Origin of the sequence: Cylindrospermopsis sp. CR12 (assembly GCF_001432185.1) — a bacterium.
Classification (GTDB): domain Bacteria; phylum Cyanobacteriota; class Cyanobacteriia; order Cyanobacteriales; family Nostocaceae; genus Raphidiopsis; species Raphidiopsis raciborskii.
The window spans coordinates 22292-44608 of sequence record NZ_LMVE01000021.1 but is presented as its reverse complement, the minus strand read 5'-3'; the positions used below and the strand labels follow the sequence as shown (position 1 = coordinate 44608).

At 38.1% G+C, this 22317-nt stretch carries 19 protein-coding genes; 11 read left to right on the top strand and 8 right to left on the bottom strand.

All coding sequences use genetic code 11. The features are described from left to right. Positions 1-67: 67 nt before the first annotated feature. The 5 genes from egtD to ASL19_RS02340 all read left to right on the top strand — a co-directional run bounded on the left by egtD (position 68) and on the right by ASL19_RS02340 (position 6513). The gene (gene egtD, locus ASL19_RS02360) at positions 68-1048 is read left to right on the top strand and encodes an L-histidine N(alpha)-methyltransferase (RefSeq protein ID WP_057177128.1); all 981 of its coding nucleotides are present in this window, start codon (positions 68-70) and stop codon (positions 1046-1048) included. 330 nt (positions 1049-1378) lie between these two features. Continuing rightward, on the top strand, positions 1379-2491 hold the full coding sequence (locus ASL19_RS02355) for a mechanosensitive ion channel family protein (RefSeq protein WP_057177127.1): 1113 nt from the start codon (positions 1379-1381) through the stop codon (positions 2489-2491). 163 nt (positions 2492-2654) lie between these two features. Further along, positions 2655-4256, top strand: a complete 1602-nt coding sequence (locus ASL19_RS02350; protein WP_057177126.1) for a mechanosensitive ion channel family protein — start codon at positions 2655-2657, stop codon at positions 4254-4256. A 171-nt stretch (positions 4257-4427) separates the two neighbouring features. Continuing rightward, positions 4428-5984, top strand: a complete 1557-nt coding sequence (locus tag ASL19_RS02345) for a radical SAM protein (RefSeq protein ID WP_057177125.1) — start codon at positions 4428-4430, stop codon at positions 5982-5984. A gap of 34 nt (positions 5985-6018) precedes the next feature. Beyond that, positions 6019-6513, top strand: a complete 495-nt coding sequence (locus ASL19_RS02340; protein WP_057177124.1) for a DUF427 domain-containing protein — start codon at positions 6019-6021, stop codon at positions 6511-6513. A 24-nt stretch (positions 6514-6537) separates the two neighbouring features. Here the strand turns inward: ASL19_RS02340 and ASL19_RS02335 are convergent, their stop codons facing one another. The 5 genes from ASL19_RS02335 to ASL19_RS02315 all read right to left on the bottom strand — a co-directional run bounded on the left by ASL19_RS02335 (position 6538) and on the right by ASL19_RS02315 (position 12016). Then, on the bottom strand, positions 6538-8112 hold the full coding sequence (locus tag ASL19_RS02335) for a glycine betaine ABC transporter substrate-binding protein (protein ID WP_057177238.1): 1575 nt from the start codon (positions 8110-8112) through the stop codon (positions 6538-6540). A 34-nt stretch (positions 8113-8146) separates the two neighbouring features. Next, on the bottom strand, positions 8147-8902 hold the full coding sequence (locus ASL19_RS02330; RefSeq protein WP_057177123.1) for an ATP-binding cassette domain-containing protein: 756 nt from the start codon (positions 8900-8902) through the stop codon (positions 8147-8149). A gap of 33 nt (positions 8903-8935) precedes the next feature. Next, the gene (bchM, locus tag ASL19_RS02325) at positions 8936-9619 is read right to left on the bottom strand and encodes a magnesium protoporphyrin IX methyltransferase (RefSeq protein WP_057177122.1); all 684 of its coding nucleotides are present in this window, start codon (positions 9617-9619) and stop codon (positions 8936-8938) included. Positions 9620-9696: 77 nt separating this feature from the next. Next, the gene (locus ASL19_RS02320) at positions 9697-10707 is read right to left on the bottom strand and encodes a hypothetical protein (protein ID WP_057177121.1); all 1011 of its coding nucleotides are present in this window, start codon (positions 10705-10707) and stop codon (positions 9697-9699) included. Further along, positions 10688-12016 carry an ATP-binding protein gene (locus ASL19_RS02315; RefSeq protein ID WP_235528910.1) on the bottom strand — a complete coding sequence of 443 codons (1329 nt, stop codon included), beginning with the start codon at positions 12014-12016 and terminating at the stop codon, positions 10688-10690. Before ASL19_RS02315 ends, ASL19_RS02320 begins: the two co-directional genes overlap by 20 nt. 320 nt (positions 12017-12336) lie before the next feature. Here ASL19_RS02315 and ASL19_RS02310 point away from each other — a divergent pair, with 320 nt between their 5' ends. The 3 genes from ASL19_RS02310 to ASL19_RS02300 all read left to right on the top strand — a co-directional run bounded on the left by ASL19_RS02310 (position 12337) and on the right by ASL19_RS02300 (position 15420). After that, positions 12337-13596, top strand: a complete 1260-nt coding sequence (locus tag ASL19_RS02310) for a phosphotransferase family protein (RefSeq protein ID WP_057177119.1) — start codon at positions 12337-12339, stop codon at positions 13594-13596. A gap of 134 nt (positions 13597-13730) precedes the next feature. Beyond that, complete coding sequence (locus tag ASL19_RS02305) at positions 13731-14942, top strand: T3SS effector HopA1 family protein (RefSeq protein ID WP_082604641.1); 1212 nt, start codon at positions 13731-13733, stop codon at positions 14940-14942. 28 nt (positions 14943-14970) lie between these two features. Next, complete coding sequence (locus tag ASL19_RS02300; protein WP_057177236.1) at positions 14971-15420, top strand: thioesterase family protein; 450 nt, start codon at positions 14971-14973, stop codon at positions 15418-15420. Here the strand turns inward: ASL19_RS02300 and ASL19_RS02295 are convergent. The 3 genes from ASL19_RS02295 to menA are packed head-to-tail and all read right to left on the bottom strand — an operon-like array spanning position 15413 to position 18775. Then, positions 15413-16882, bottom strand: a complete 1470-nt coding sequence (locus ASL19_RS02295; RefSeq protein ID WP_057177118.1) for a 2-succinylbenzoate--CoA ligase — start codon at positions 16880-16882, stop codon at positions 15413-15415. The genes ASL19_RS02300 and ASL19_RS02295 overlap by 8 nt on opposite strands. Further along, positions 16864-17877, bottom strand: a complete 1014-nt coding sequence (locus tag ASL19_RS02290) for an o-succinylbenzoate synthase (protein ID WP_057177117.1) — start codon at positions 17875-17877, stop codon at positions 16864-16866. Before ASL19_RS02290 ends, ASL19_RS02295 begins: the two co-directional genes overlap by 19 nt. Before the next feature lie 4 nt (positions 17878-17881). Beyond that, a complete protein-coding gene (menA, locus tag ASL19_RS02285) occupies positions 17882-18775 on the bottom strand; it encodes a 2-carboxy-1,4-naphthoquinone phytyltransferase (RefSeq protein WP_006278173.1) in 894 nt (297 codons plus the stop codon). A gap of 200 nt (positions 18776-18975) precedes the next feature. Here menA and ASL19_RS02280 point away from each other — a divergent pair, with 200 nt between their 5' ends. The 3 genes from ASL19_RS02280 to ASL19_RS02270 all read left to right on the top strand — a co-directional run bounded on the left by ASL19_RS02280 (position 18976) and on the right by ASL19_RS02270 (position 22258). After that, positions 18976-20391, top strand: a complete 1416-nt coding sequence (locus ASL19_RS02280) for an isochorismate synthase MenF (RefSeq protein WP_057177116.1) — start codon at positions 18976-18978, stop codon at positions 20389-20391. Positions 20392-20437: 46 nt separating this feature from the next. Beyond that, the gene (locus ASL19_RS02275) at positions 20438-21619 is read left to right on the top strand and encodes a bifunctional 2-polyprenyl-6-hydroxyphenol methylase/3-demethylubiquinol 3-O-methyltransferase UbiG (RefSeq protein ID WP_057177115.1); all 1182 of its coding nucleotides are present in this window, start codon (positions 20438-20440) and stop codon (positions 21617-21619) included. Positions 21620-21868: 249 nt separating this feature from the next. Then, the gene (locus ASL19_RS02270) at positions 21869-22258 is read left to right on the top strand and encodes an ATP synthase subunit I (protein WP_167317752.1); all 390 of its coding nucleotides are present in this window, start codon (positions 21869-21871) and stop codon (positions 22256-22258) included. Positions 22259-22317: the final 59 nt, after the last annotated feature.

Sequence of the window (22317 nt, the reverse complement as noted above, 5' to 3'; positions counted from 1 at the left end):
TTACTAATGACTCAAAATCCTGAGATTTTGATAAAATCAGAGAAATAAAAATAAGAGGATAAAACAAATGCTTTTAGCACCCATAACAGTTTTAGAACAACAATATCAACACTTGCATGATGATTATAAGGATGTAATTGAGGGATTACTTGCAAGTCCCAAAACTTTGCCCCCTAAGTATTTTTATGATGATCGGGGTTCCCTATTATTTGAGGAAATTTGTGATTTGCCAGAATATTATCCTACTCGTACAGAAGCTTCAATTTTGCGGCGATCCGCTGAAGAGATTGCCCAAATTACCAATTGTTGTGAGTTGATAGAATTGGGTAGTGGTAGTTCTACTAAAACTCAACTTTTATTGAATGCATATCATAAAGTACGGGATCTTTTTAGTTATATACCGGTTGATGTGAGCGGAGGTATTCTCAAAGATAGTGTTTTGCAGTTGAAGGATAAATATCCTCAAATTGATATTCATGGATTGCTGGGAACTTACGAACAAGCTTTATTTCATTTAGAGTCCAATTATTTACAATCCCGTTTGTTGTTCTTCCTAGGTAATTCTCTGGGCAATTTTAGTCAGCAGGAATGTGATAGATTCCTCACCCAGGTTTCCAAAACTTTAAAAACCAGTGATTTCTTTTTGCTGGGGGTTGATTTACACAAAGACAAAGGAATTTTAGAACCAGCTTATAATGATGCTCAAGGCGTAACTGCTGCGTTTAACTTGAACATGCTTACCCATTTAAATTGGCGATTTAATGGAAATTTTGACACAAACTTGTTTAAGCACCAAGCAAAGTATAATTTGAAAGAAAGGCAAATTGAAATGCGTCTCCACTGTCAGGAAAGTCATTGGGCAACTTTAGCATCTTTGGATTTACAGGTTTTCTTTGAAGCAGGTGAGTCCATACTAACAGAAATTTCCCGCAAATTTGATTTACTCCAAATGTCCCAGCAACTGGAAAGCAAAGGATTAAAAACAGTGAGAACTTGGAAGGATGACAATGGGTGGTTTGGATTAATTCTTTGTCAAAAATCTTTGTAATTCGTCCGTGTGCGTTATTTAACGCACCTTTTTCATTCAATATCAATCAATTGATTAAGTAAGTTGGCGTTAAAAGACCAAACTATGTAAAGATAAATAGGATAAGTGGGTGAGTGGAATTAAACGCAAGATGAACGTAGGTTGGGTTGAGGAACGAAACCCAACGCCCCCATGGGCATCCTACAAATAATTGTGCCTCCCTACTTAGTTGATATCCACGCCGAGGTACTTTCAGTATTAATGACGGATTGTAAAGTTCCAAATTTTTCCACTTTAGTATGGTAGGATAAACGCTCGGTTAGGAAATTTACTTACTTGAGGTGAAAAGCTATGGAAGCAGTAATGAAAATGCTCCAGGGAATTAACCAGTCCAATGCTATTTTTGTCAAAATAGCTGCAATTTTGATAATACTAACACTAATACAAGTGTTGAGAAGGTTTTTTGTGGGAGTAGTAATCAAAACCATAGAAAATCTGACAAAGAAAACAAAAACCACACTGGATGATGAGTTAATTAGTATTCTTAAGCCAGCTTTAAACTGGTTAATTTTGATAGGGGGATTTTGGATAATTAAGGAAATTCTTGCTCAGGAGTTGGGTGTCAAGCTGACAGAGACTATTGGCAAGAGTTTAAATCTAATAGTGATCTTCATTATTGGTTATATTGTTTATCGTTCTTCTTCAATTTTGGGGCAAATAATTGCCAACTTTGTGCTGCAAACTGAAACTGAGTTAGATGAGTTGCTCAGACCACTAATGCCCAAGATTTTTCAATCAGCTGCAGTGGTTGTCTTGGCAATCAAGATCAGTGAAATATTTTTAGGTCAATCTGCAGGTGCACTTGTTGGTCTGTTAGGTGGTGCTGGTATTACCTTTGGTTTATTACTTAAAGATATCGTTTATGACTGGTTTTGTACGGTGATTATCTATTCTGATGCTCTGTTTAAAGAAGGTGACTGGGTAGGAGTATCAGGACTGGATGGTTTTGTACAGGTTCTACATATTGGTTTTAGAACTACAACACTGCATGTAGTTAAATGGGGTTCAATTATCAAGATGCCCAATTCTCGGTTGATTGGTGGAGTGGTGGAAAATTGGTCCCAAAATCCAGGGGAAGAATTAAGGTGGGGTCTGAATTTGGTTCTCAAAATAGATGGCATTTCCGCACGACAAACTGCCAGAATCTGTGATAGCATTCAACAAATGCCAAAGTCTATTGCTGGATTATCTCCTATTTCTACAGTCAGGTTCAAAAACATTGAAAAAAACGCCCGTGTAATTGAGATAATGGCATTTGTTAATGATGATAACCTCTATTTTCAGGCCGAGAGGGAATTAAATTTAGCAATCTTGGAAATGTTAGAGCAAGAGGGTATTGATTTCCTCTATGTGGATCTAAGAACTGAGCCGGAAAAATATAAGCTCTCTATTGACAATAATTGAAGATTAGTACGTCTTTAATGTTGGTAGTCAGTTCTTTATGGTTTGGTAATAGTTTCTTTATAGTTTTCACTCCCATAAAATTATAATCGTGCTAATATAGCACTAATGCTGGGTTGTGCATCTATCTTGCAACTATTTTTTTACCGAAAATCAAAGGTACTGCATGAACCAACTAATTATTGTTAACACCTCAATTATCCTGGTTGAGATACTGGCGATCGCAATTTTTTTCTTGATATCAAGGTGGTTACTAACCAAATTTTGCCACTTCCTGGTTCAAATACCCTTATTTGAGGGGAAAACCACCAAAATTAGACTAATTCGTCGCAATGTTACTGCTTTACTGTTGCTTACTTGCTTAGTAGTAAGTCTTGGAATTATTGGTGTCAACAGTTTCTTAATCTATCAGGGCGAAAACCTAAAAGAATATACCATAAACTTGATCGACCTTATTCCATCAGGATTTTGGTTAGGATTGGGAGTTGGCATTACCCAGAGTCTAGGGTTAATAATTGCAGCAGCTTTTGTGATCAAATTACTTAATTATTGGTTGAAGATAGGCGTTAAAAAAGTTAAAAGTTTAGATCAAAATACAGCTGACGATGAAAGCGTAGATGCTTTTTTTACCACTCTTAACCGCAGAATAACCCTGGGAGTTTGGTTATGGATAGTGGTTGTTTGTACCCAATTCCTGAAACTACCATCAATAGTTACAGAATACCTTTATATAGGACTAAGAATTTATCTAAGCATTGCTATTGGGTTACTTATACTCAAAGCAGTAGCAGCAGTTGTTGATATTTTGGATGTTCTTAGCGTTAGATACTCTAGTCCAGATAATTTATTGAGGTTTTATGAACGACTACGACACTTAGTTCCTTTTTTGAAACGGTGTTTGGAATTTGTAGTTTACGTATCTACCGCCACATTAGTTGTTCAGCAAGTACAATTAATAGCTAATTTGGCAAATTTTGGCGTAAAAATTATCAAAATTATTGCCATCATCTTTATCAGTCGGGTTGTTTTCGAGATAATTTACCTACTGCTAGAAGAGTTTCTGTTTACCCAACAGGACTTAACTGACACACAAAGAAGTAGACGATTAACTATGATTCCCTTGTTTCGTAGTTTGTTGCAGTATTTAATTTACTTTGGAGTTGCAGTTTCCACCCTTTATACCTTAGAGATTAATCCCACCCCCATTCTTGCAGGGGCGGGAATTATCGGTATTGCTGTAGGATTGGGAGCACAAACCCTAATTAATGATATAGTTTGTGGTTTTTTCATTCTGTTTGAAAACTATTATTTGGTCGGTGATTATATTCAAGCGGGAAAAGCAGAAGACAAAACTGTTGAAGGTATTGTTGAAGCTATTGAACTGAGAACTACTCGTATTAGAAACACTAATGGGCAATTGCACATAATTCGTAATGGGGATATTGGATCTATTACCAACTATTCTAAACAATATATATTTGCTACGGTAGATGTTAGTGTACCTGCCAACTGCAATTTGTCGAGCGTATGTCAGGTGATTGAAGAAATAGGAAAAAAGCTAAAAATTGATCAGTTAGATGTGCTGGAGTCAACGTTTGTAGAAGGTGTAGAAAGTTTAAGTGAGTCCCACTTATTGTTACGAACCTTGACAAAAGTTAAACCGGGAAAACATCTTCACATTCAGCGTGTTTTGCGTCAACTTTACATAGACAATTTTCAGGATCTAGGGATTTTACTTCCTCCTAATATTACAAAAGTTGAGGATTAGTTAAAGATTAATAATTTATAGCTTTAGCCAGAAAGCGGTGGGGATGATTGGTAAAAATGAGATATCATTACATTGTTAATTTATATTTCATCAATTATTGAGGTGCTGCGATTATGGTACATTAGCGTGTTAGTTGAGATTATTTGTGTAAAATCAGGAGAAAAATGAATAATGAGTTTAAAAACTGGTAATAAGCCAACAATTGGACTAGTTGAAGTGCCAGCTACTGGACTATACGATTCTGATGGTAAGAATTGGACTTCCTTATATAGACATCGTTCACTAATCAGTAAACAGGTTTTGATTCCCGATTTGCAAGCGGGAGGATTTGACGCAAAATTAGTAAATTTGAGAGATGACTACTACAGCGAAGAGTTTGGTCAGGTGTCATGGAAGGGAATGACCTTGAAGAAAACCTATGTTGGTGGCAAAATTTCTGATGTTGATCCCCAAGGTTTTGATGCTTGGGGGGTAACAGTAAATTTTTCTCAAGATCGTCAAGTTACATGTCAGGTTATTGAACACTTGTCCAAGGGGGGTCGACCAATTGTGGTTGGTGGTTCTGATGCTTTGGCCGAACCACAACACTACCTAAAAGCAGGTGCAACAGCAGTGGTACAGGATAAATCTGGCGGCGCAAATTGGGCACTTTTTGATTATGTATTAGGAAAAACCCCACGGGAAGAACTCTCCGGAGCGATTTTTGCCAACGGTAAACAATACCCCAGAAAGACTAAAGCTAAAAGTCCAGAGGAGTGGTCCTTACCCTCACTAGAGGTAGCAAAAGAATGTTTAGGTACCCTTCCCAATGTTCAAGGAAAAGTACCTGTTGGTTCCCTTGTAGCAGATATTGGTTGCGATCGCACATGTGATTTTTGCATGACACCCACTTATGGAACTGGTTATCGAAGGATGTCACCGGAAACCGCGCTAAAATGGCTAGATATTCAGAAACAAGCAGGAGCAGTTTCCATCAACATAGGTTCAGACCAATTTTTGGCGAGGGGACTATTTCCTGAGGGTAGGGAAGAGATTTTAGCAATTACCAATGGTGCACGAGAGATAGGAGTATCTTTAATGTGGCCCAATGGATTAGAATTAAGAAAAACCACTTTGGGAAGTGGTCGTAACTATGAAAGTAGTGACCTAAGACCTGATGAAGAACTAATTCAAGCCCTATTTGGTTGGGATGGAAGAGTTGGCTGTCCTTTAGCTTATATACCTGCTGAACGTCCTGTATTTGGCAGAGAAGCATACAAGAAACTTGTACCTTGGCGAGAACATTGTACTCTGATGAAGTCAGTAGTCAGAACTGGTGTTCCTGTAATCACCTATGGTATTATAATTGGGTTACCAGATGATGACAAAGATGACTTATTACGTCTTGAGGAAGCAATTTCTGACCTGGTAGATGAACTAGTAGAGATTAACCCTCAACTAGAATTTCAGACCTCCTGCTACAGCATTATTCCCCTACCTGGAACCCCTCAGTCCTTTAATTTACGCAAAGCAGGTCTGCTACAATTTGAAGATACCTGTTTATGGGGAGTATGGACAACGACCTCCAATACCCATCATTTGACTTATGAGCAGGTTTCCGATTGGCAAATTCGCCTTTCTAATATTCGTCGGTCACCAGCAGAATTCACTAATTATAATGGTGAATACTCGGGTATGGTAAGTGGAGCTTCCTCCAATGACTCAAAAATAGTGTTAGAAAAATCTTGAATTAAACAGCTTCTCTGTATCTCCCTAATATGATATGAAACCACAACCCATTACCCCACAACCAGGACAGGAATCAGTTTGGGACTATCCCCGTCCTGCTATTTTACAGGATGCTAACAAGCACATTAAGATCATATTTAATGGTATTGTTTTAGCTGAGACGACTAAAGCAAAAAGGGTTTTAGAAACCAGTCATCCTCCTGGTTATTACATTCCTGCTGAAGACATCAGAATGGAGTATTTAATAGCAACATCCAGAAAGACCATGTGTGAGTGGAAAGGTATGTCTGAGTATTATGATGTTGCTGTGGGAAGTAAATATGTAAGTAATGCAGCTTGGCGTTATATTCACCCCACCCCCAACTTTAAATCCATTCAACAACACTATAGTTTTTATCCCAATTTAATGGATGCTTGTTATGTCAATGATGAATTAGTTAAACCTCAAGCTGGTAGTTTTTATGGTGGATGGATCACTTCTGATGTTGTTGGTCCATTTAAAGGTGAACCTGGTACAAACTGGTGGTGATCCAATCAGGAGGGAATTGAAAAATTATAACTTTTCCGATTTTAACCATTCCCTCACCACATCTTCTACAGGAAGAGATTGATTGTCTACTTGATAATTCATCTTTTGCATTTGAGTGGTAGATATTCTCCCGACCAACTGATTAATCGCAGGTTCCAATTCTGGGTATTTTTCCAGAATTTGTTGGTTAAACACAGGGACAGCTTGATAGGGTGGAAAGTATTTCTTATCATCTGCTAGAATTACCAAATCCAAAACCGGAATTAATCCATCTGTAGAATTTGCAGCTATTAAGTCTACCTGTTTTTGCTTCAAAGCCTCATACATTAAACCCAACTCCATTTGTTTAATATCAGCAAATTGTAATTGATATGTTTTAGACAAACCTGGATAACCATCTGCTCGTTCCAAAAATTCATAGCCGAAACCAGCTTTTAATTGGTTACTATAACTAGCTATTTGTGAAAGATTTTTAACCTGCCATTTTTTAGCATCTTCACTGCGAATAATTAGGGCATAGTTGTTTTCAAATCCTAAAGATGGCATCACAGTTAAGTTATATTTTTCCCGATATGCTTGTTTAGTTTTCTCATAAACAGTTTGAGGATCTGTAATTGGCTTCTCCTTTAAAATTGCTGTAAATGCAGTGCCAGTATACTCTATATAACCTGCGATCTTACCAGCTTTTACTGCTTCGTGACAAACAAAAGTACCCCCCAAATTAAACTTACGTTCCACCCGTAACTGGGTATGATTTTCTATTTGTTGTGCTAAAATTTCTCCCAATATCACCTGCTCGGTAAAGTTTTTCGACCCAATAGTAATGGTTGCCAATTTTGGTGTTTTAGACTGTAAATTAAGTACATTATTAAATACATTAAAAATCACTAATCCACATAATATCAAACCTATCACTGAAATTATCCCCAAACTTTTACTAAAGATCCCAGAAACTGGTTCTTTATTACCCTTACCAACTATTTGTTGAGTCAGATAATTTTCCAACATACCCAGGCAAAAATCCGCACCTAGAGCAATCACAGCAGAAGGAATTGCACCCGCCAAAATCAGTTCATTATTAACTGTAGAAATTCCCCGGAAAATAAATGTTCCTAAACCACCACCACCAATAGCAGCAGCAATAGTGGCAATTCCTACAGATATGACAGTTGCTACCCTTACACCAGCTAAAATCACCGGTAAAGCCAAAGGAATTTCCACCTTTAATAGCAATTCCCTCTCTGTCATTCCCATGCCAATTCCCGCTTCTCTAATCGCAGGACTAATGCCATTAATACCAATATAAGTATTACGAATAATAGGTAGTAAAGCATAAAGGGTTAAAGCAACAATAGCAGGATTTCTACCAATCCCCCCCAAAAAAGGTACAGAAATTAAAAAACCAAATATAGCTAAGCTGGGAACGGTCTGAATAGCATTAGCTAAACCTAAAATCGCTGGCGCAAATTTGGGTCTGTGAGTAATATAAATTCCTAAAGGAATACCAATAGTAATTGCTATCATCATAGCAATACTGACTAACACTAAATGCTCCAGACTACCAATCAGAATTTCTTTACTGTGTTGCAATAAAAACATAGCTTTAACTTTATTTTGGGGATCGGGGCACTTATTATCGGCGTTTGCCAGCATTTAAACATGCCAAAAATGCCTTAGCTTCCGGATGTGAAGATTGAAGGAATTGTTCTGTTGTACCCAAAGCAACTAAGTTCCCCTCACACATCAATCCAATTCTGGATGCTAAAAAGAATGCTTCTTGAATATCATGAGTCACAAATACCACTGTTTTACCTAGTTGTTGTTGTAAATGCTGGAATTGTTGTTGTAATTCCCAACGTGTAATCGGATCCAGAGCTGCAAAGGGTTCATCCATTAATAATATGGGTGGATCCGCTGCTAATGCTCTAGCAACTCCTATTCTTTGTCTTTGTCCCCCCGAGAGTTGGTGGGGATAACGATGGACAAACTTAGTTGGTTCCAACCCAACCAGGTCTAGCATTTCATAGACCCTAGTTTTAATTTTTTTGCCAGACCATTTTTCTAGGGATGGTATAAGTCCAATATTTTCAGCCACATTAAAATGGGGGAACAAACCAGTTTCTTGAATCACATAACCCATGCTTCTCCTCAGTTTAATCACATCCCATTTATTCGTGGAGAGACCTTGCACAAAAACTTCCCCTTGGGTAGGTACAAGCAAATGATTAATTAATTTCAGGGTAGTGGTTTTACCGCTACCACTGCGTCCCAGCAATATCAGTGCTTCCCCTTGATTAATTTCTAGATTGAGCTTAGATAAAAGAATACGGTGATTAATTTCAAAACTCACATCCCGAAATTCAACTGCTATCTTCCCATCTGAGGACATAATAATCAATCGTTTTATGGTTTTATTACTATTTTATCGTGTTGCTTCCAGCAATTGGGAGAAATAAAAACGGGTTCTGGTCATGGCTTTTCGTTGAACTGTAAACCCATTTTTTGCCAAGATGTTGATTACATCAACTTCTCGGTGTAAATAGGCACGAGTCGCCTTACTCGGTCCCGGAAAAAAACTACCTATTTTCTTGAGAATGGTCAGCCAAAAGGTTTTGGGAGCAAAACTAATAATGATCCGCGATCGCGCTAAGGAACATAAATGGGATATCATCTCATCTGCTTTTTCTTGGGGATAGTGAATTAGCACATCTAAACAAATTACCGTATGATAGTTGCCAGTTAAAGATTCTAAGTCTTGAACAGTAAAGGTAGGGTTGGCGGTATTTTTCAGGGATATTACAGCTCTATCCTGAGCTTCTGCAACCATTTTTGCGGAAATATCGCTGGCGTAAACTTTAGCTCCTTCCACAGCAAGGGGAATACTTAAACTACCCACACCACATCCAGCATCACAAATGGTGAGTTGGGACAAATTCTGGTCATCCTTTAACCAGGTAATAACTGTATCTACAGTTTGTTGATGTCCTGTACGAATGTCTAATTGTACACTGTTTACTTCCCCATCACCATAAATACGTTTCCATCGGTCAAATCCCGTAGAATTAAAATATTCACGTACTATTGTTTTATCATCAGTTGCGTTCATAGTTTTGATTAGATTTTGATTAAGTTTTGACTAGTTCAAAAGTGGAAGAGGTTAATTTGTGGACAGCTAGCAAACAACTATAGTAAATCATCAAAGGGGAACAATTCAACATTATTTTCCTCGTTGTTATCTTCATCATCTGCAAGAGTAGTTTGTGGAGCTAGGGTTTCCAGGTTTTGCAATAATTCCCAAACTTGGTTTTGTAATAGGTCATGTTCATCCCTGAGTAAGGAAATTCGATTTTGCAATTGACTCACTTCTGTTTCGTGTTTTTGTTTATGGTGTTGTAGGTCAACCATTTTGGCTTGTAAACCCTGCTCAGTTTCTATAGCTTCCTGTAATAGGTTCTTTTGTGTCAAGACCTTATCTTCTAAATCTTGACTTTCCGTTCTCAGTTCATGGAGCTTCTCTTCTAGTTGAGGTTTAAGTCTCTGGGAAAGAACTAGGTTGCTTTCTAGTTCCTCTTTTTCTTGTTTATAAATTGCTATTTGAGATTGTAGCTGGCCAATTTCTGACCGTAAAACCTGACAATTAGTATCCAGACGACGCTTCTCAGCTGTTAGATCTATACAAGACTTATGCAATTCTTGCCTACTGTTTTGTAGCTCACCCATGGTTTCTTCCATCGTGCCAATTTCCAACTCTAATTGCCTTTTTTCCGCAGCATAGTTACCTATCTCCCGGTGAATAGTATCTCTCTTATTACGACAATCTAGTATTTGATTTTCCAGTTGTTTTGATTCTGTATATGCTAAAACCTTATGTTGTTCTAATTGTTCGATTTCTCTGACAATGCGATATTTCAACTGCTCCATTTGCCTGATCTTAGGGTAAAGGGAATTTAAAACCATTAATTCATGATTTCTCCGTCGTTTGTCAGCGAATAAGGCAGCTGCATAAGTGGCAATCACAGTAATGATAGCACTAATCAAAGCATGACTAAAATCCCATCGAGGGACAATACTTAAACCAAAACTTATACTGAACGATAGCACACCTATAATCAGTCTATTACTACCTATAATTGATGGTATCTTGCTGACTTTGACTGTATTTATCTGGTGAGAATTAGTAGTTGTTATTGTCATTTGAATCGGCTTGTAGGAAGTCAATAAACTGTCGTGCTGTACGACCGGAACGCCCATTATGACGGGTTGCCCATTGGAGAGCTTGAAATTCTAGATCTTCCCCGCCTAAATCCATACCCGTTTCTGCTGCTAAGTGATGAATTATTTGTAAATAGGTTCTCTGATCAGCAGCTTCAAAGGTTAGTGTTAAACCAAAACGATCTGCAAAAGAAAGTTTCTCCTCCATTGTATCCCAACTATGAACCTCTTGGTGATCCTTTGGGTTTGGTCTGTCAGTAAAATACTCCCTGATTAAATGGCGACGGTTAGATGTAGCGTAAACAACCACATTATTGGGACGGGGGGTTAAACCACCTTCCAAAACAACTTTTAGTGATTTGAAGACATCATCATCCTCTTCAAAGGAAAGATCATCAACGAAAATGATAAATTTCTGAGGTAAATCCCGTAAATATTCCACAATTTGTGGTAAACTATACAACTCTGATTTTCTTACTTCCACCAGGCGCAGATTGTGGTAACCATCCTGATTTAATAGGGATTTTACTAAGGAAGACTTTCCAGAACCACGACTACCATAAAGTAATACATGGAGCGCTGGTTGTCCTGATAATAAAAACCGAGTATTCTTTAACAGGATTTGTTTTTGTTCCTCATAACCTACCAGTGTTTCCAGTTTAACCCTATCAGGATAGGGTATGCCAAAAAACTCCCCATTCTCCCATCTAAAAGCTCGATATTCAGCAAATAACCCGCTTCCCTGGTGTTGATAATAGGTCACCAGGTCCCCAATGATATCACCCCAGTTTTCTAACTGTTGCCAAGTGCTCATTAAATCTTGAAGTATTACTGTTTGGATTGGTTGAGGTTGGGGTTCCTGATACCATACAACTGGGGAAACCGGTAAATGGCATACAGTCTGTACCCACTCACTCAAAAGGGCACAATTACACTCGTACAAGTTTTGTAATATCTGTAGATCATGTTGCGCAGCAGCGATTAATGCTGATGGTAAATCAGTAAATTCTCGCTTTTGAGCCAGTTTAGTAAAGGGATTGTCTGATAGGAGAATTTGTCTAATTAAATATTCTTCCCAAGTTTGCTGACTGCTTGCTAAAGAATGAAAGTAATTGCCATAAGCTTGGAGACAATTACGTCCATCTCCATCCGTATAGCGTATGGCCTGGAGTAATTCTAGAAACGCTATTCCTACTTCCGTTTGTAATACTGACTGATAAAGTAACACAGACGCCGCTTGACGCTGTAAAAATTGGACTTTGGTGTGGAATGAAGTATTAATGGTGGACATGAGCTGATCAGTATATGTATATTTTACCATGAATCGGATAAAAACTAAAAATTCAATGTATACTGGGAGTATTATCGTCAGTGGTGTCAATATTTTACAGGACTATAGAGTCTTCCGTATAATTTGAACTGCAATTGAAGTGCAAATCAAGGTAAATTTGCCATATTGGCAAGTTTTCACTAAATAAACAAGATATTACTAGATAACAGCAATATTTAATGGTTGGTGTATTGTCGCTATCTACTTAATCCTCACAACGGAAAACTCCTCAATTTCCCCATCAATCCGCTCGGTAATTTAAGTAACTGGGAAAGTTATACATGAAAATATCACTGTCTTCCGAAAATGTGATCCAGTACCTTTATGACACAGGTCTGTTCAGTTCACAAGATTCTCCATCCCCTGAATCTGATTTACCTAAAACTACTATTGATAACCATATTTTCTTGGTAAAACTCTCTGGTAACCGCCAAATTCTAATTAAACAAGAAACCCCTAATGGGGAATATCCCAGTAACTACCAGTTCTCGAACGAGTGGGTTTTTCACCAATTACTAGTGCAATTTCCCCTTCTTGGTAATATTCCGGCGATCGCATCTTTACTATTACACTTTGATGCGGAAAACTCTATCCTGGTCTGTACTTTTCTGAGCGAATATATGGAACTGGAGGAATTTTACAAAAATCGCAGTATTTTCCCCCTAGAAATTGCTACTTCTATTGGTAGTGCATTAGCATGTTTACATCGTTCCACTTTCCAGAAGCAGGAATACCGTGATTTTATAGATACTGCACCCGAGGGAGAGTTACGCTACAATTATTACAATCCGGTTCAAGGAATAAGCTCCCTTACCCAGCAGGTGTGGGGCAAAATTCCCACAGCAGCACTGGAATTTCACGCGCTTTATCAACATTATGAAGAAATAGAATCTGCCATTGCGGATTTATCATACCATTGGAAACCATGTTGTTTAACCCACAATGATTTACAACTAGATAATATTCTAGTTCATTCCCGCTGGCAAAACTTAGATGACTGTCTAGTCAGATTTAAGCAATGGGGAGTATATGCTTGGGGGGATCCCGCTTTTGATTTAGGAACTCTACTCGCTAGTTATCTACAAATATGGCTTTCTAGTTTGGTGGTAGATTCCAGTTTAGACCTAGAAGAATCCCTGGATTTAGCCCTTGTTTCCCTGGATACGGTTCAACCCTCCCTAATTGCAATTATGCGAACCTATCTCCAGATCTTTCCCATGGTTTTAGAATACTTCCCACAGTTTATTATCCGGGTAGTTCAATTTACAGGATTGGCACTTATCCATTATATTCAAAAATGCATCAACTACTATAAGTATTTTGACAAAACTCATTTATCTATGTTAGAGGTTGGCAAAAAACTATTAACCATGCCAGAAAACTCACTATTAAATATTTTTGGCACTTCACCCCAGGAAATTCTGCCATCTGTGATAGGAGTTAAGATAGGGGTTAAAACTTACAGCAAAAAAAATGGCCGGGAAACCGATCGCCAAATAGCACCAATCTACTACCCTAAAACTCGTTTACGCGGTTGTTGATCCCATTAGTGATTATGTTAAGGATTGTTCATCCTATCCTATGGATGTTTGTTAAAACTTTATGTACTATTTGCTGTTAGAGCCTAAATTGCCAGTATATTTGAGTTATATTTCGGAGGTGCAAGTCTATTAAGATGTTGAGTAGTTACCAAGTAAATAATTCCCCCATAAATAGCCATTTGCATGGTCTGCAGTTAAACAATTCCCCCCTAAATAGTCAAATAAGCCAAATCAGTAGTTCTCAAAGTTCCCCAGTAAGTCGACTAGATAATTATCACCTGTCCGTTATTGAGTCCCTATTTGATATTGCTAGAAATATTGAGATTTCAGCGGATTTCTCTATTCAACATCCCCAATATCAACCTTTTGCCATACCTAGTACGGTGGCACAAAGATTTAGACACAATTCACCGGATTTGCAGCAAAAATATCTAAACCTATTGCTGCGCAATTTCCTCCATGGTATTTATTATAACGGGGCACTGCAACCCATTTTATCTACCAATAATCAGCAGTGTGGTCATTTACTAACCAACGGATTAGAACCAAATTATAAATTAGGTGTTGACCGAAATTTTTACCAACAGCTACATGAAAATAATCACGGTATAGGTAACTATGATGCTGAATGGGAGGTATTAAGAACAGAACCAGATGGGACTATTGCCGTGATGAAAAATAATCTCACACTGTATGTAGAACCAGAATGTTATCTCAAGTCCAACCGATCTCCTAATCCTGGTGATTTAATAGGGATTTGGATGCCAAAGAACCGACTGCAAAATGGTTGTTACATAGCAGTTGGCAACTGTAATCAGCAACATCTATCTTATAACCATAATATAAATTATTATTCTAAAAAAATAGTAAAAATCTATTTTAACATTACCCCATCCGGAGCGATCGCCCTGATGAACATTTTAACAAAACGACTAAACGATGCCAGCATTCCCTTTAGTTTTGAAGTATTATATAATCCTATTTCTTATAGAAGGTATGATACAGCCACATTGCATTTTAACTGTCAAGACTATCCAGCTATCCGTAAAATTTTAGAACCAACTTACCTAGAGACCGAAATTTATTTTCAGCCCCAAATACCCCTATTTACCAAATACTTAGCCCCTGGATTGAGTTTAGCTGAAGAACCGAACCAAAAATTCTCTCCAGAAGAGAGTTTTGGTATGAACCGTTGTCAAATAATTGCCAATGCTCTGTTAGAAGCTTGGCAAAAAGGTAAAAATGCCATAGAAGAGCGAATACAGATTATTCAGCAACATTTTGCATCTCAGCTAATTGATTTACATTACCCTTACCTCAATCCCAGCTCTCAGGATGTTTATTGATTATCAACTATATATCTACATATCAACAATGATTTTCACTTATCAAAGAACCATAAGATTTGCGGATACTGATGCAGCAGGGGTTGTTTACTTCGCGAACATTTTAAATATATGTCACGAAGCCTATGAAGATTCCCTAATACATGTTAACATCAACATGAGGAATTTCTTTACCCATCCATCAATAGCTTATCCCATTGTACATGCAAGTGCAGATTATTTACGACCAATTTATTGTGGAGACAAATTAATAATTAACTTGATTCCCAAAAAAATCACCGAGGACAAATTTGACATTAACTATGAAATTAGTGTGAATAACGTGATTGTAGCCAAAGCAATTACCAGACACGTGTGTATTGATGTAGCTACACGGAATAAGAGACAAATGTCAGGTGAGATAATTTCCTGGTTAGAAACTAATCGTAGAGACGTAGAAGATATCGAGAGAAAAAAATCCAGGGAGGAGATTATATGATCATTTCCTGATCGAGAGATTCCAGGACGATCTGTTGAAGTTGTGAAATGTTGATTTTTCCCTGTGGATTACGAGGTAAGCTAACCACGGGAATCCAATATTTAGGAATTTTAAACCTGGTTAATGTTTGCTGGAGTTGGTTTTTGATTTCTGGGATGGGAGTGGGAGGAGATTGGGGGACATAAATAGCTGTTACTGCTTCCCCCCAATTATGATCTGGTATGCCAATTACACACACATCCATAATCAGATTAGTTGCTCGGATTGCTGCTTCCACTTCTGGAGGATAAATATTCTCACCACCGGAAATAATTTTATTACTCCTACGTCCCATAATATGTAAATAACCATTCTGGTCTAAAAATCCCATATCATCGGTTAAAAAACCCTGATCATCCTGCCAAATTGTGGGATAGTAGCCCAAAGCCAAGGATTTAGCATTAATCCTAATAGCTCCCAGATGATTTCCCTCATAATGTTCATTTTCCAGAAAATGCTCCATCACAATTTCTGCATGGGGGAGAGTCCGACCACTATTTTTAGTTTTTAAAAACTCATCCGGTGCTATTTTTAAAAACTCATCTGGTTTTAAGGTGGCTATTTGGGAAGCTGTTTCGGTCATACCGTATGTGGGAGCTAACCTAATGCCATTTGCTCTAGCTTTGATTAATAAATCGTTCCATGATGGTCCACCTCCCAATAATACAGTTTCAAACTCCGATAGCCATTGGGTTAATTTTTGATTGTCTAATAGTTTTTGTAATTGAGTTGGCACTAGAGATATAAAAAAGTCTGAGTTTTTTATCTTGTAAATATCTGATGTTTGGTTAGATTCAGATGTAAGCTGTTTAAATGAAGTAATAACTAATTTTCCACCGGTGGTAAAACTTCTTATAAACTGCATCAAACCACTCACATGATATAGTGGTAAAACACAGAAAGAATTCACCGAACTTAAATTAAAATATTCTGTAAATCCCCGCACTGACGCAGTGAGAGTTTCCCAGGTATGAATGGCAAATTTAATCTTTCCCGATGAACCACCAGTGGGAATCATAATGCCACTAATCATAGGTTCTTCCGGAATATTAGTGGTGGTAAAATCCGGAAATTTTATCTCATCACCCCAAATAATATCTGGTTTTACTAAATTCCAAACTTGCTCCCATTCATTTTTTTCCCAGTCGGGATTACATAAAAAAACTGCACACTCAGCTGCACAACCAGCAATAAATCCCGCCAGAAATTTTACCGGATCTCGCTGGGCTAAAATGATTTTTAGGGGTTTATATACGGGTTCATGGTTGTGGTCAATTTGCCTATCTAATTGGTGACGTATTTCACCATATAATTCCTTAACAAGGGGTTCAAATTGTTCACCATTTTTAACTATTAACCAATTTTCCCGAGAGATGTTTTTATCTTCTAGATCTGATAAACTTTTTAATAAATAGGATTCCATAAAACTTCTGGCCAGTTTGTAGATTGTAGTGCAAAATAATGATCAATACCAAAACCTAAAGAACGGCAATTACCAGATAGGTTAGATATCCCATAAGATAGTTCCCCAGCTAACTTGAGCGCAGCTTCTCTACCAATAGGAGTTTCAAATACAGAAGAAAATACCAGATCAATGGTGTGATTTTGGCAGAATTCCCTCAACCGAGATGGTGAACCTAAAATAGCTGGTTTGACCACAAAAACTCCTCGCCACCCCATTTGATAACAACTTTCTAACTTTTGCCAGGTAGCAACAGACTCATCTAAAGCGATTTCTGTTAAATATACCTGACTCAATTCTAGCATTTCTTCCAACCTATCCATCCCCAACGGTTGCTCGATAAATTCAATCTTTTCAGAAAATTGATCACAAACTTCTAACCATAATTTAGCCTGTTGATAATTGAGTCCTCCATTAGCGTCTAACCGAATTTTGGCAGATTCTGGTAGTTGACCAACCAGTAAGTGCAAAATTTCTAATTCCTGAGTTATGTCATCCACCGCTATTTTTAGTTTGAAGGTCTCATAACCCTTTTGCCATAAATTTTTCCATCCCTGAACAGCAGCTTCTCCTCTAGGTAATAAAGCACTATATTTCATCTTTTTACTTATTAGGCTTTCATCTCCTAAATGTTGATTTTTAAAAACAGGCATTGAATTGGAAAAATTTTCTCTGGCAGATTCAAAAGCAAATTGACAAGCTGGTAAGTGCGCTGGAATGCCCAAAATCATCTCCAGAGTAATTATCTTTGGTAGTTGACTACAAAACTCCCTAGCTTGTTCTAAGGTTTCTGAACCAAACCAAGCAATAGGAGAAATTTCCCCCCAACCTACTTTCCCAGTTCGGTCAACTAGTCTAATCATTACGCCCTCTCGCATATCCCAAACACCATGATTGGTAATCACAGCATGGGTAAATTTCTGACTAAAGTGACGAAAAGAAAATTGGTACTCCATTTTTCTAACCCAAAATAAACCCTATCCCTAATAACAAACAACTCCAAAAATGCACCCCGATGGCAATGAACTTGCAATTACTCACCTTTTCGGGAAGATGATGGTTTTTCCACACGTGACCACATAATTTCACCCCAAAAGGTAAACTCAACCAACTTAATAGAGTCCAAAAGGGAAAAATCCCTAACAATACCAATAATAAACATATCACATAAATGCTAGCGGTAAACCATACTAAAACTTCCGCACTCCTTTGTGTTCCTAACCTCACAATGGGTGACCGTTTTCCCGCAGCAATGTCATCTTTTACTTGATGAAAATGAGAACAGAATAATACTAAACTAGTTACAATACCCACAATAACCGAAGCAGCTAAATTAGTAGGTGACCAATTTTGGGTTTGACTGTAGTATGCTGCTGTCATCCCCACAGGTCCAAACGCAAAGAAACACAAAACTTCTCCCCAACCCTTATACCCTAATCTAAAGGGAGGTCCCTGGTACACATAACCTAAACTACAACACAATAGAATAAGTCCAATCACAGTTGGATCTCTCTGTAACCAGGCGATCGCAATTATTCCTGACAAACCCAAAACTAGGCACAAATTACCCAACCAAAACATTAATTGCTTATTACCTGTTAAACTTACTAATGAGTGATGTTTATTTTTATCAATACCCGTTTCCGCATCAAAAACATCATTAGTGATATTCTCCCACGCTAGAATCAAAATTGCCGCAGTTGCAAAAATCCCAAATAGGACTCCATGAAAAATTTGAGTTTGCGCAAAAGCGACACAAGATCCCACCCATATAGGCATAATAGCAACACTGTACATTGGTGGTTTAATAGCAGCCATCCATAACTTACGATTGGGTATTTGTCTTGTGGTCATTATTCCTCATCAACTACAATCTAATAAATTTACCACCGGATCCTATACTGAAATTTTATAGTTCTTATAGCTCCAAGTTCCCAGAAGATGCTAATTTGAACTAATAAAACCTGCAATAGAACTAGTAATAGAATTAAAATATTACAATCCATTTGTTACACTTGATCAATAAAACTTAAAAAAAATTAACAGACACATCCATGACAATTTCACCATGTCTTCCAAGATTCCTCACAGATTATAAAGATTTGCATCAACTACTGTTAGCAGTGCAACAAAGATGCTATGAAAATCATCACCAGCAAATTGTTAGCATCTCCCTGGCAATTGATTTTATAGATCCCCTATTTGTATTAGATAAGTTAGGACAAAGGAACACATTGAACTTTTATTTTGAAAATAAAAGTAAAGGGGAAGCCATTGTGGCTATTGATGCCATAAAGAAATTAGATATTAATGGTCAAAACAGATTTAACAAAACGGAAGATTTTATCAAAGATTGTCTAAAAAATATCATTAATTTCGGTAATCTTAATGAACCGTTCACAGGTAGTCACTTTTTTTGCAGTTTTAGTTTTTTTGAACAGCACCAGCATTCAAATTATCCCTTTCCAGCAGCGACAATTTTTCTACCCAAATTACAAGTAGCTGTGAAAAATTCCTCTTGTACTCTAGTAATCAACAAGCTAGTTGATGCTGATGTTGATGTTAACCACATACTCCAAGATATCCAAAATAAAATCAGGACTTTACAATCTCTAACCAATGGTCTCCCCATGGCTGTGACTACCTGCAAAAGTTCCCACAGAAGCCAGATAAACAATCCGGACGTTTTTAAAAACTCAGTTTTATCAGCTCTCAAAAAAATAGAGGCTAAACAGTTAAGCAAAATTGTTTTGGCAGACACATTAGATGTATATTCATATAGTTCGTTTAATCTATTAAAATCCCTAAATAATTTAAGGAACTTACATCCTAACTGTTATGTGTTTTGTATTAGTAATGGTCGAGGAGAAAACTTCCTAGGCGCCAGTCCAGAACGACTAATTAGCATTCAAGACCACCAGCTAATCACCGATGCACTAGCTGGTTCAGCTCCCAGGGGTAAAACACCTAAGGAAGATGCAGTTAATGCCCATAGATTAGTCAACAGTAGCAAGGAAAAACACGAACATAACCTGGTAATTGATTTTATTAGTCAGAGACTATCACAACTGGGGTTATTTCCCCAACCCCTAACTCCACGACTACGACAACTGGCAAATATTCAACACCTCTGGACACCAATTACTGCTGTGGTTCCCAATAATGTTCACCCCATAAAAATTGTTGCCCAATTACACCCCACACCTGCTGTAGCAGGGGCGACTAGAGAAATTGCCTGTGCGGAAATTAGGCACTACGAAAAATTTGATCGGGGTCTATATGCTGCACCCCTAGGATGGTTAGATAGTAGGGGAAATTGCGAGTTTATTGTGGGTATTCGTTCCGCTCTTATTAACAATAATTGTGCCAGATTATATGCTGGTGCTGGTATTGTTGCGGGTTCTGACCCTGAACGAGAATTTGCTGAGGTGCAGCTTAAATTACAAGCCTTACTTAAAGCTTTGGTGTAGTGGGTACTTTCTGGTAAACTAGGACCAGCTGCGTTAATCTCTAACAATGTCCGACACCCAAATCACTGCTGCTGTAGCCAAACTTTATGACACTTACCCGTTCCCCCCTGAACCAATTCTAGACCAACCACCACCAGGATATAATTGGCGCTGGAATTGGTTAGCTGCTTATAACTTCTGTACCGGGAGAAAACCCTCAAAACAAGATATCCGGATTTTAGATGCTGGTTGTGGATCGGGAGTTAGCACGGAATATTTAGTACATTTGAATCCCTACTCACATGTAGTAGGAATAGATATTAGTCCAGGTACCCTAGAAGTTGCTAGAAAACGCTGTCAAAGTTCCGGTGCTAACCGGGTGGAATTTCACCACCTGAGTATTTATGATGTGGACCAAATACCAGGAAAGTTTGATTTGATTAATTCCGTTGGTGTACTCCATCATTTACCTGACCCCATCACTGGTATTCAGTCCCTCGCTGGTAAACTGGCACCAGGAGGAATTATGCACATCTTTGTTTATGGTGAATTGGGTAGATGGGAAATACAACTTATGCAAAAGGCGATCGCACTTCTCCAAGGAAGTAAACGTGGCGATTATGGAGATGGGGTGCAAGTGGGTAGAAAAGTATTTGCCACCCTACCAGAAAACAATAGAATTGTCAATAGAGAGAAAGCCAGATGGTCATGGGAAAATCAAAAGGACGAGTGTTTTGCTGACATGTACGTCCATCCCCAGGAAATAGATTATAATATTGATTCTTTATTCCAGCTCATAGATGCTTCTGGGTTAGAGTTTGTAGGATTTTCCAATCCAGGCTTTTGGAATCTGGAGAGATTATTGGGGAGAGCGCCAGAACTGATGGCAAGAGCCCAAGAACTATCCCCCAGAGAACAATATCGCCTCATAGAACTATTAGACCCCGAAGTTGCCCACTACGAGTTTTTCCTGACTTCTCCTCCCTTAGAAAAAAGCCATTGGCAAGATGATCATGCCCTACTAGCAGCCATACCAGAACTAAACCCTTGTCTGGATGGATTTCCCAGTCGATGTATATTTAATTACGACTACCAGATTATTAATCTATCTCCCCAGGAGTTAGAGTTCATGGAAAAATGTAATGGCTCCCAAACCATATCACAAATTCTCGTAGAAAGTCAAGTGGATTTAGCTGGAGTCAGGAAATTGATAGAGCAGCAATTATTGATACTCAGTCCCAACCTTTAATTGGAAGTGCGATCGCATTGTTAAAGGCGAGGGAGATGAAGGTAAGCGAAACAAGAACAATCTTTGCCAACTTCCGGCAAAAAATTGCCAAAAAAATTAAGTTAATTGTTTTTTCTAAAGTATTGTTACCACTAACGTGGTATGATTCAGCTGACTGAATAAGCAGTCACCCTATTTAGTTGAACTGGTTTCAAGTTCCGTGAGCTTGTCATCAAGAACAAAATGTATCCACTCCGACAACAAAAAACGATGACCAACCTGATTCTCAAACCAGAGGAACAAAAAAACTCTGCCATGAAAGAGTTTTACCAACTCTATCAAGAGCTGTTGGTCATTACCCTTGTCCTAACAGCAGTAATTTTCACAGCCGTTTGGATTGCTTATTCCCTGAACATGGCCTTAAACTATTTATTAGGGGCATGTGCGGGAGTGCTTTACCTAAGGATGTTGGCCAGAGATGTAGAGCGTTTAGGCACAGAGAAACAACAGCTGAGTAAAACCCGATTAGCCTTATTAGTCGTGCTGATATTGTTAGCATCACGGTGGAATCAACTGCAAATCATGCCCATATTCTTGGGATTTCTGACCTACAAAGCCACGCTCATCATCTATGTAATCAGGATGGCTTTTGTCTTGTGACTCTACAAAGCTGCGGGAACCTTAAAAAGCTCCGCTTCTCCAGTAAGATGAAAGAAGCG

Coding starts and splice junctions, on each gene's coding strand:
- egtD (WP_057177128.1), top strand. CDS start 68: ATGCTTTTAGCACCCATAACAGTTTTAGAACAACAATATCAACACTTG.
- ASL19_RS02355 (WP_057177127.1), top strand. CDS start 1,379: ATGGAAGCAGTAATGAAAATGCTCCAGGGAATTAACCAGTCCAATGCT.
- ASL19_RS02350 (WP_057177126.1), top strand. CDS start 2,655: ATGAACCAACTAATTATTGTTAACACCTCAATTATCCTGGTTGAGATA.
- ASL19_RS02345 (WP_057177125.1), top strand. CDS start 4,428: ATGAGTTTAAAAACTGGTAATAAGCCAACAATTGGACTAGTTGAAGTG.
- ASL19_RS02340 (WP_057177124.1), top strand. CDS start 6,019: ATGAAACCACAACCCATTACCCCACAACCAGGACAGGAATCAGTTTGG.
- ASL19_RS02335 (WP_057177238.1), bottom strand. CDS start 8,112: ATGTTTTTATTGCAACACAGTAAAGAAATTCTGATTGGTAGTCTGGAG.
- ASL19_RS02330 (WP_057177123.1), bottom strand. CDS start 8,902: ATGTCCTCAGATGGGAAGATAGCAGTTGAATTTCGGGATGTGAGTTTT.
- bchM (WP_057177122.1), bottom strand. CDS start 9,619: ATGAACGCAACTGATGATAAAACAATAGTACGTGAATATTTTAATTCT.
- ASL19_RS02320 (WP_057177121.1), bottom strand. CDS start 10,707: ATGACAATAACAACTACTAATTCTCACCAGATAAATACAGTCAAAGTC.
- ASL19_RS02315 (WP_235528910.1), bottom strand. CDS start 12,016: ATGTCCACCATTAATACTTCATTCCACACCAAAGTCCAATTTTTACAG.
- ASL19_RS02310 (WP_057177119.1), top strand. CDS start 12,337: ATGAAAATATCACTGTCTTCCGAAAATGTGATCCAGTACCTTTATGAC.
- ASL19_RS02305 (WP_082604641.1), top strand. CDS start 13,731: ATGTTGAGTAGTTACCAAGTAAATAATTCCCCCATAAATAGCCATTTG.
- ASL19_RS02300 (WP_057177236.1), top strand. CDS start 14,971: ATGATTTTCACTTATCAAAGAACCATAAGATTTGCGGATACTGATGCA.
- ASL19_RS02295 (WP_057177118.1), bottom strand. CDS start 16,882: ATGGAATCCTATTTATTAAAAAGTTTATCAGATCTAGAAGATAAAAAC.
- ASL19_RS02290 (WP_057177117.1), bottom strand. CDS start 17,877: ATGGAGTACCAATTTTCTTTTCGTCACTTTAGTCAGAAATTTACCCAT.
- menA (WP_006278173.1), bottom strand. CDS start 18,775: ATGACCACAAGACAAATACCCAATCGTAAGTTATGGATGGCTGCTATT.
- ASL19_RS02280 (WP_057177116.1), top strand. CDS start 18,976: ATGACAATTTCACCATGTCTTCCAAGATTCCTCACAGATTATAAAGAT.
- ASL19_RS02275 (WP_057177115.1), top strand. CDS start 20,438: ATGTCCGACACCCAAATCACTGCTGCTGTAGCCAAACTTTATGACACT.
- ASL19_RS02270 (WP_167317752.1), top strand. CDS start 21,869: ATGACCAACCTGATTCTCAAACCAGAGGAACAAAAAAACTCTGCCATG.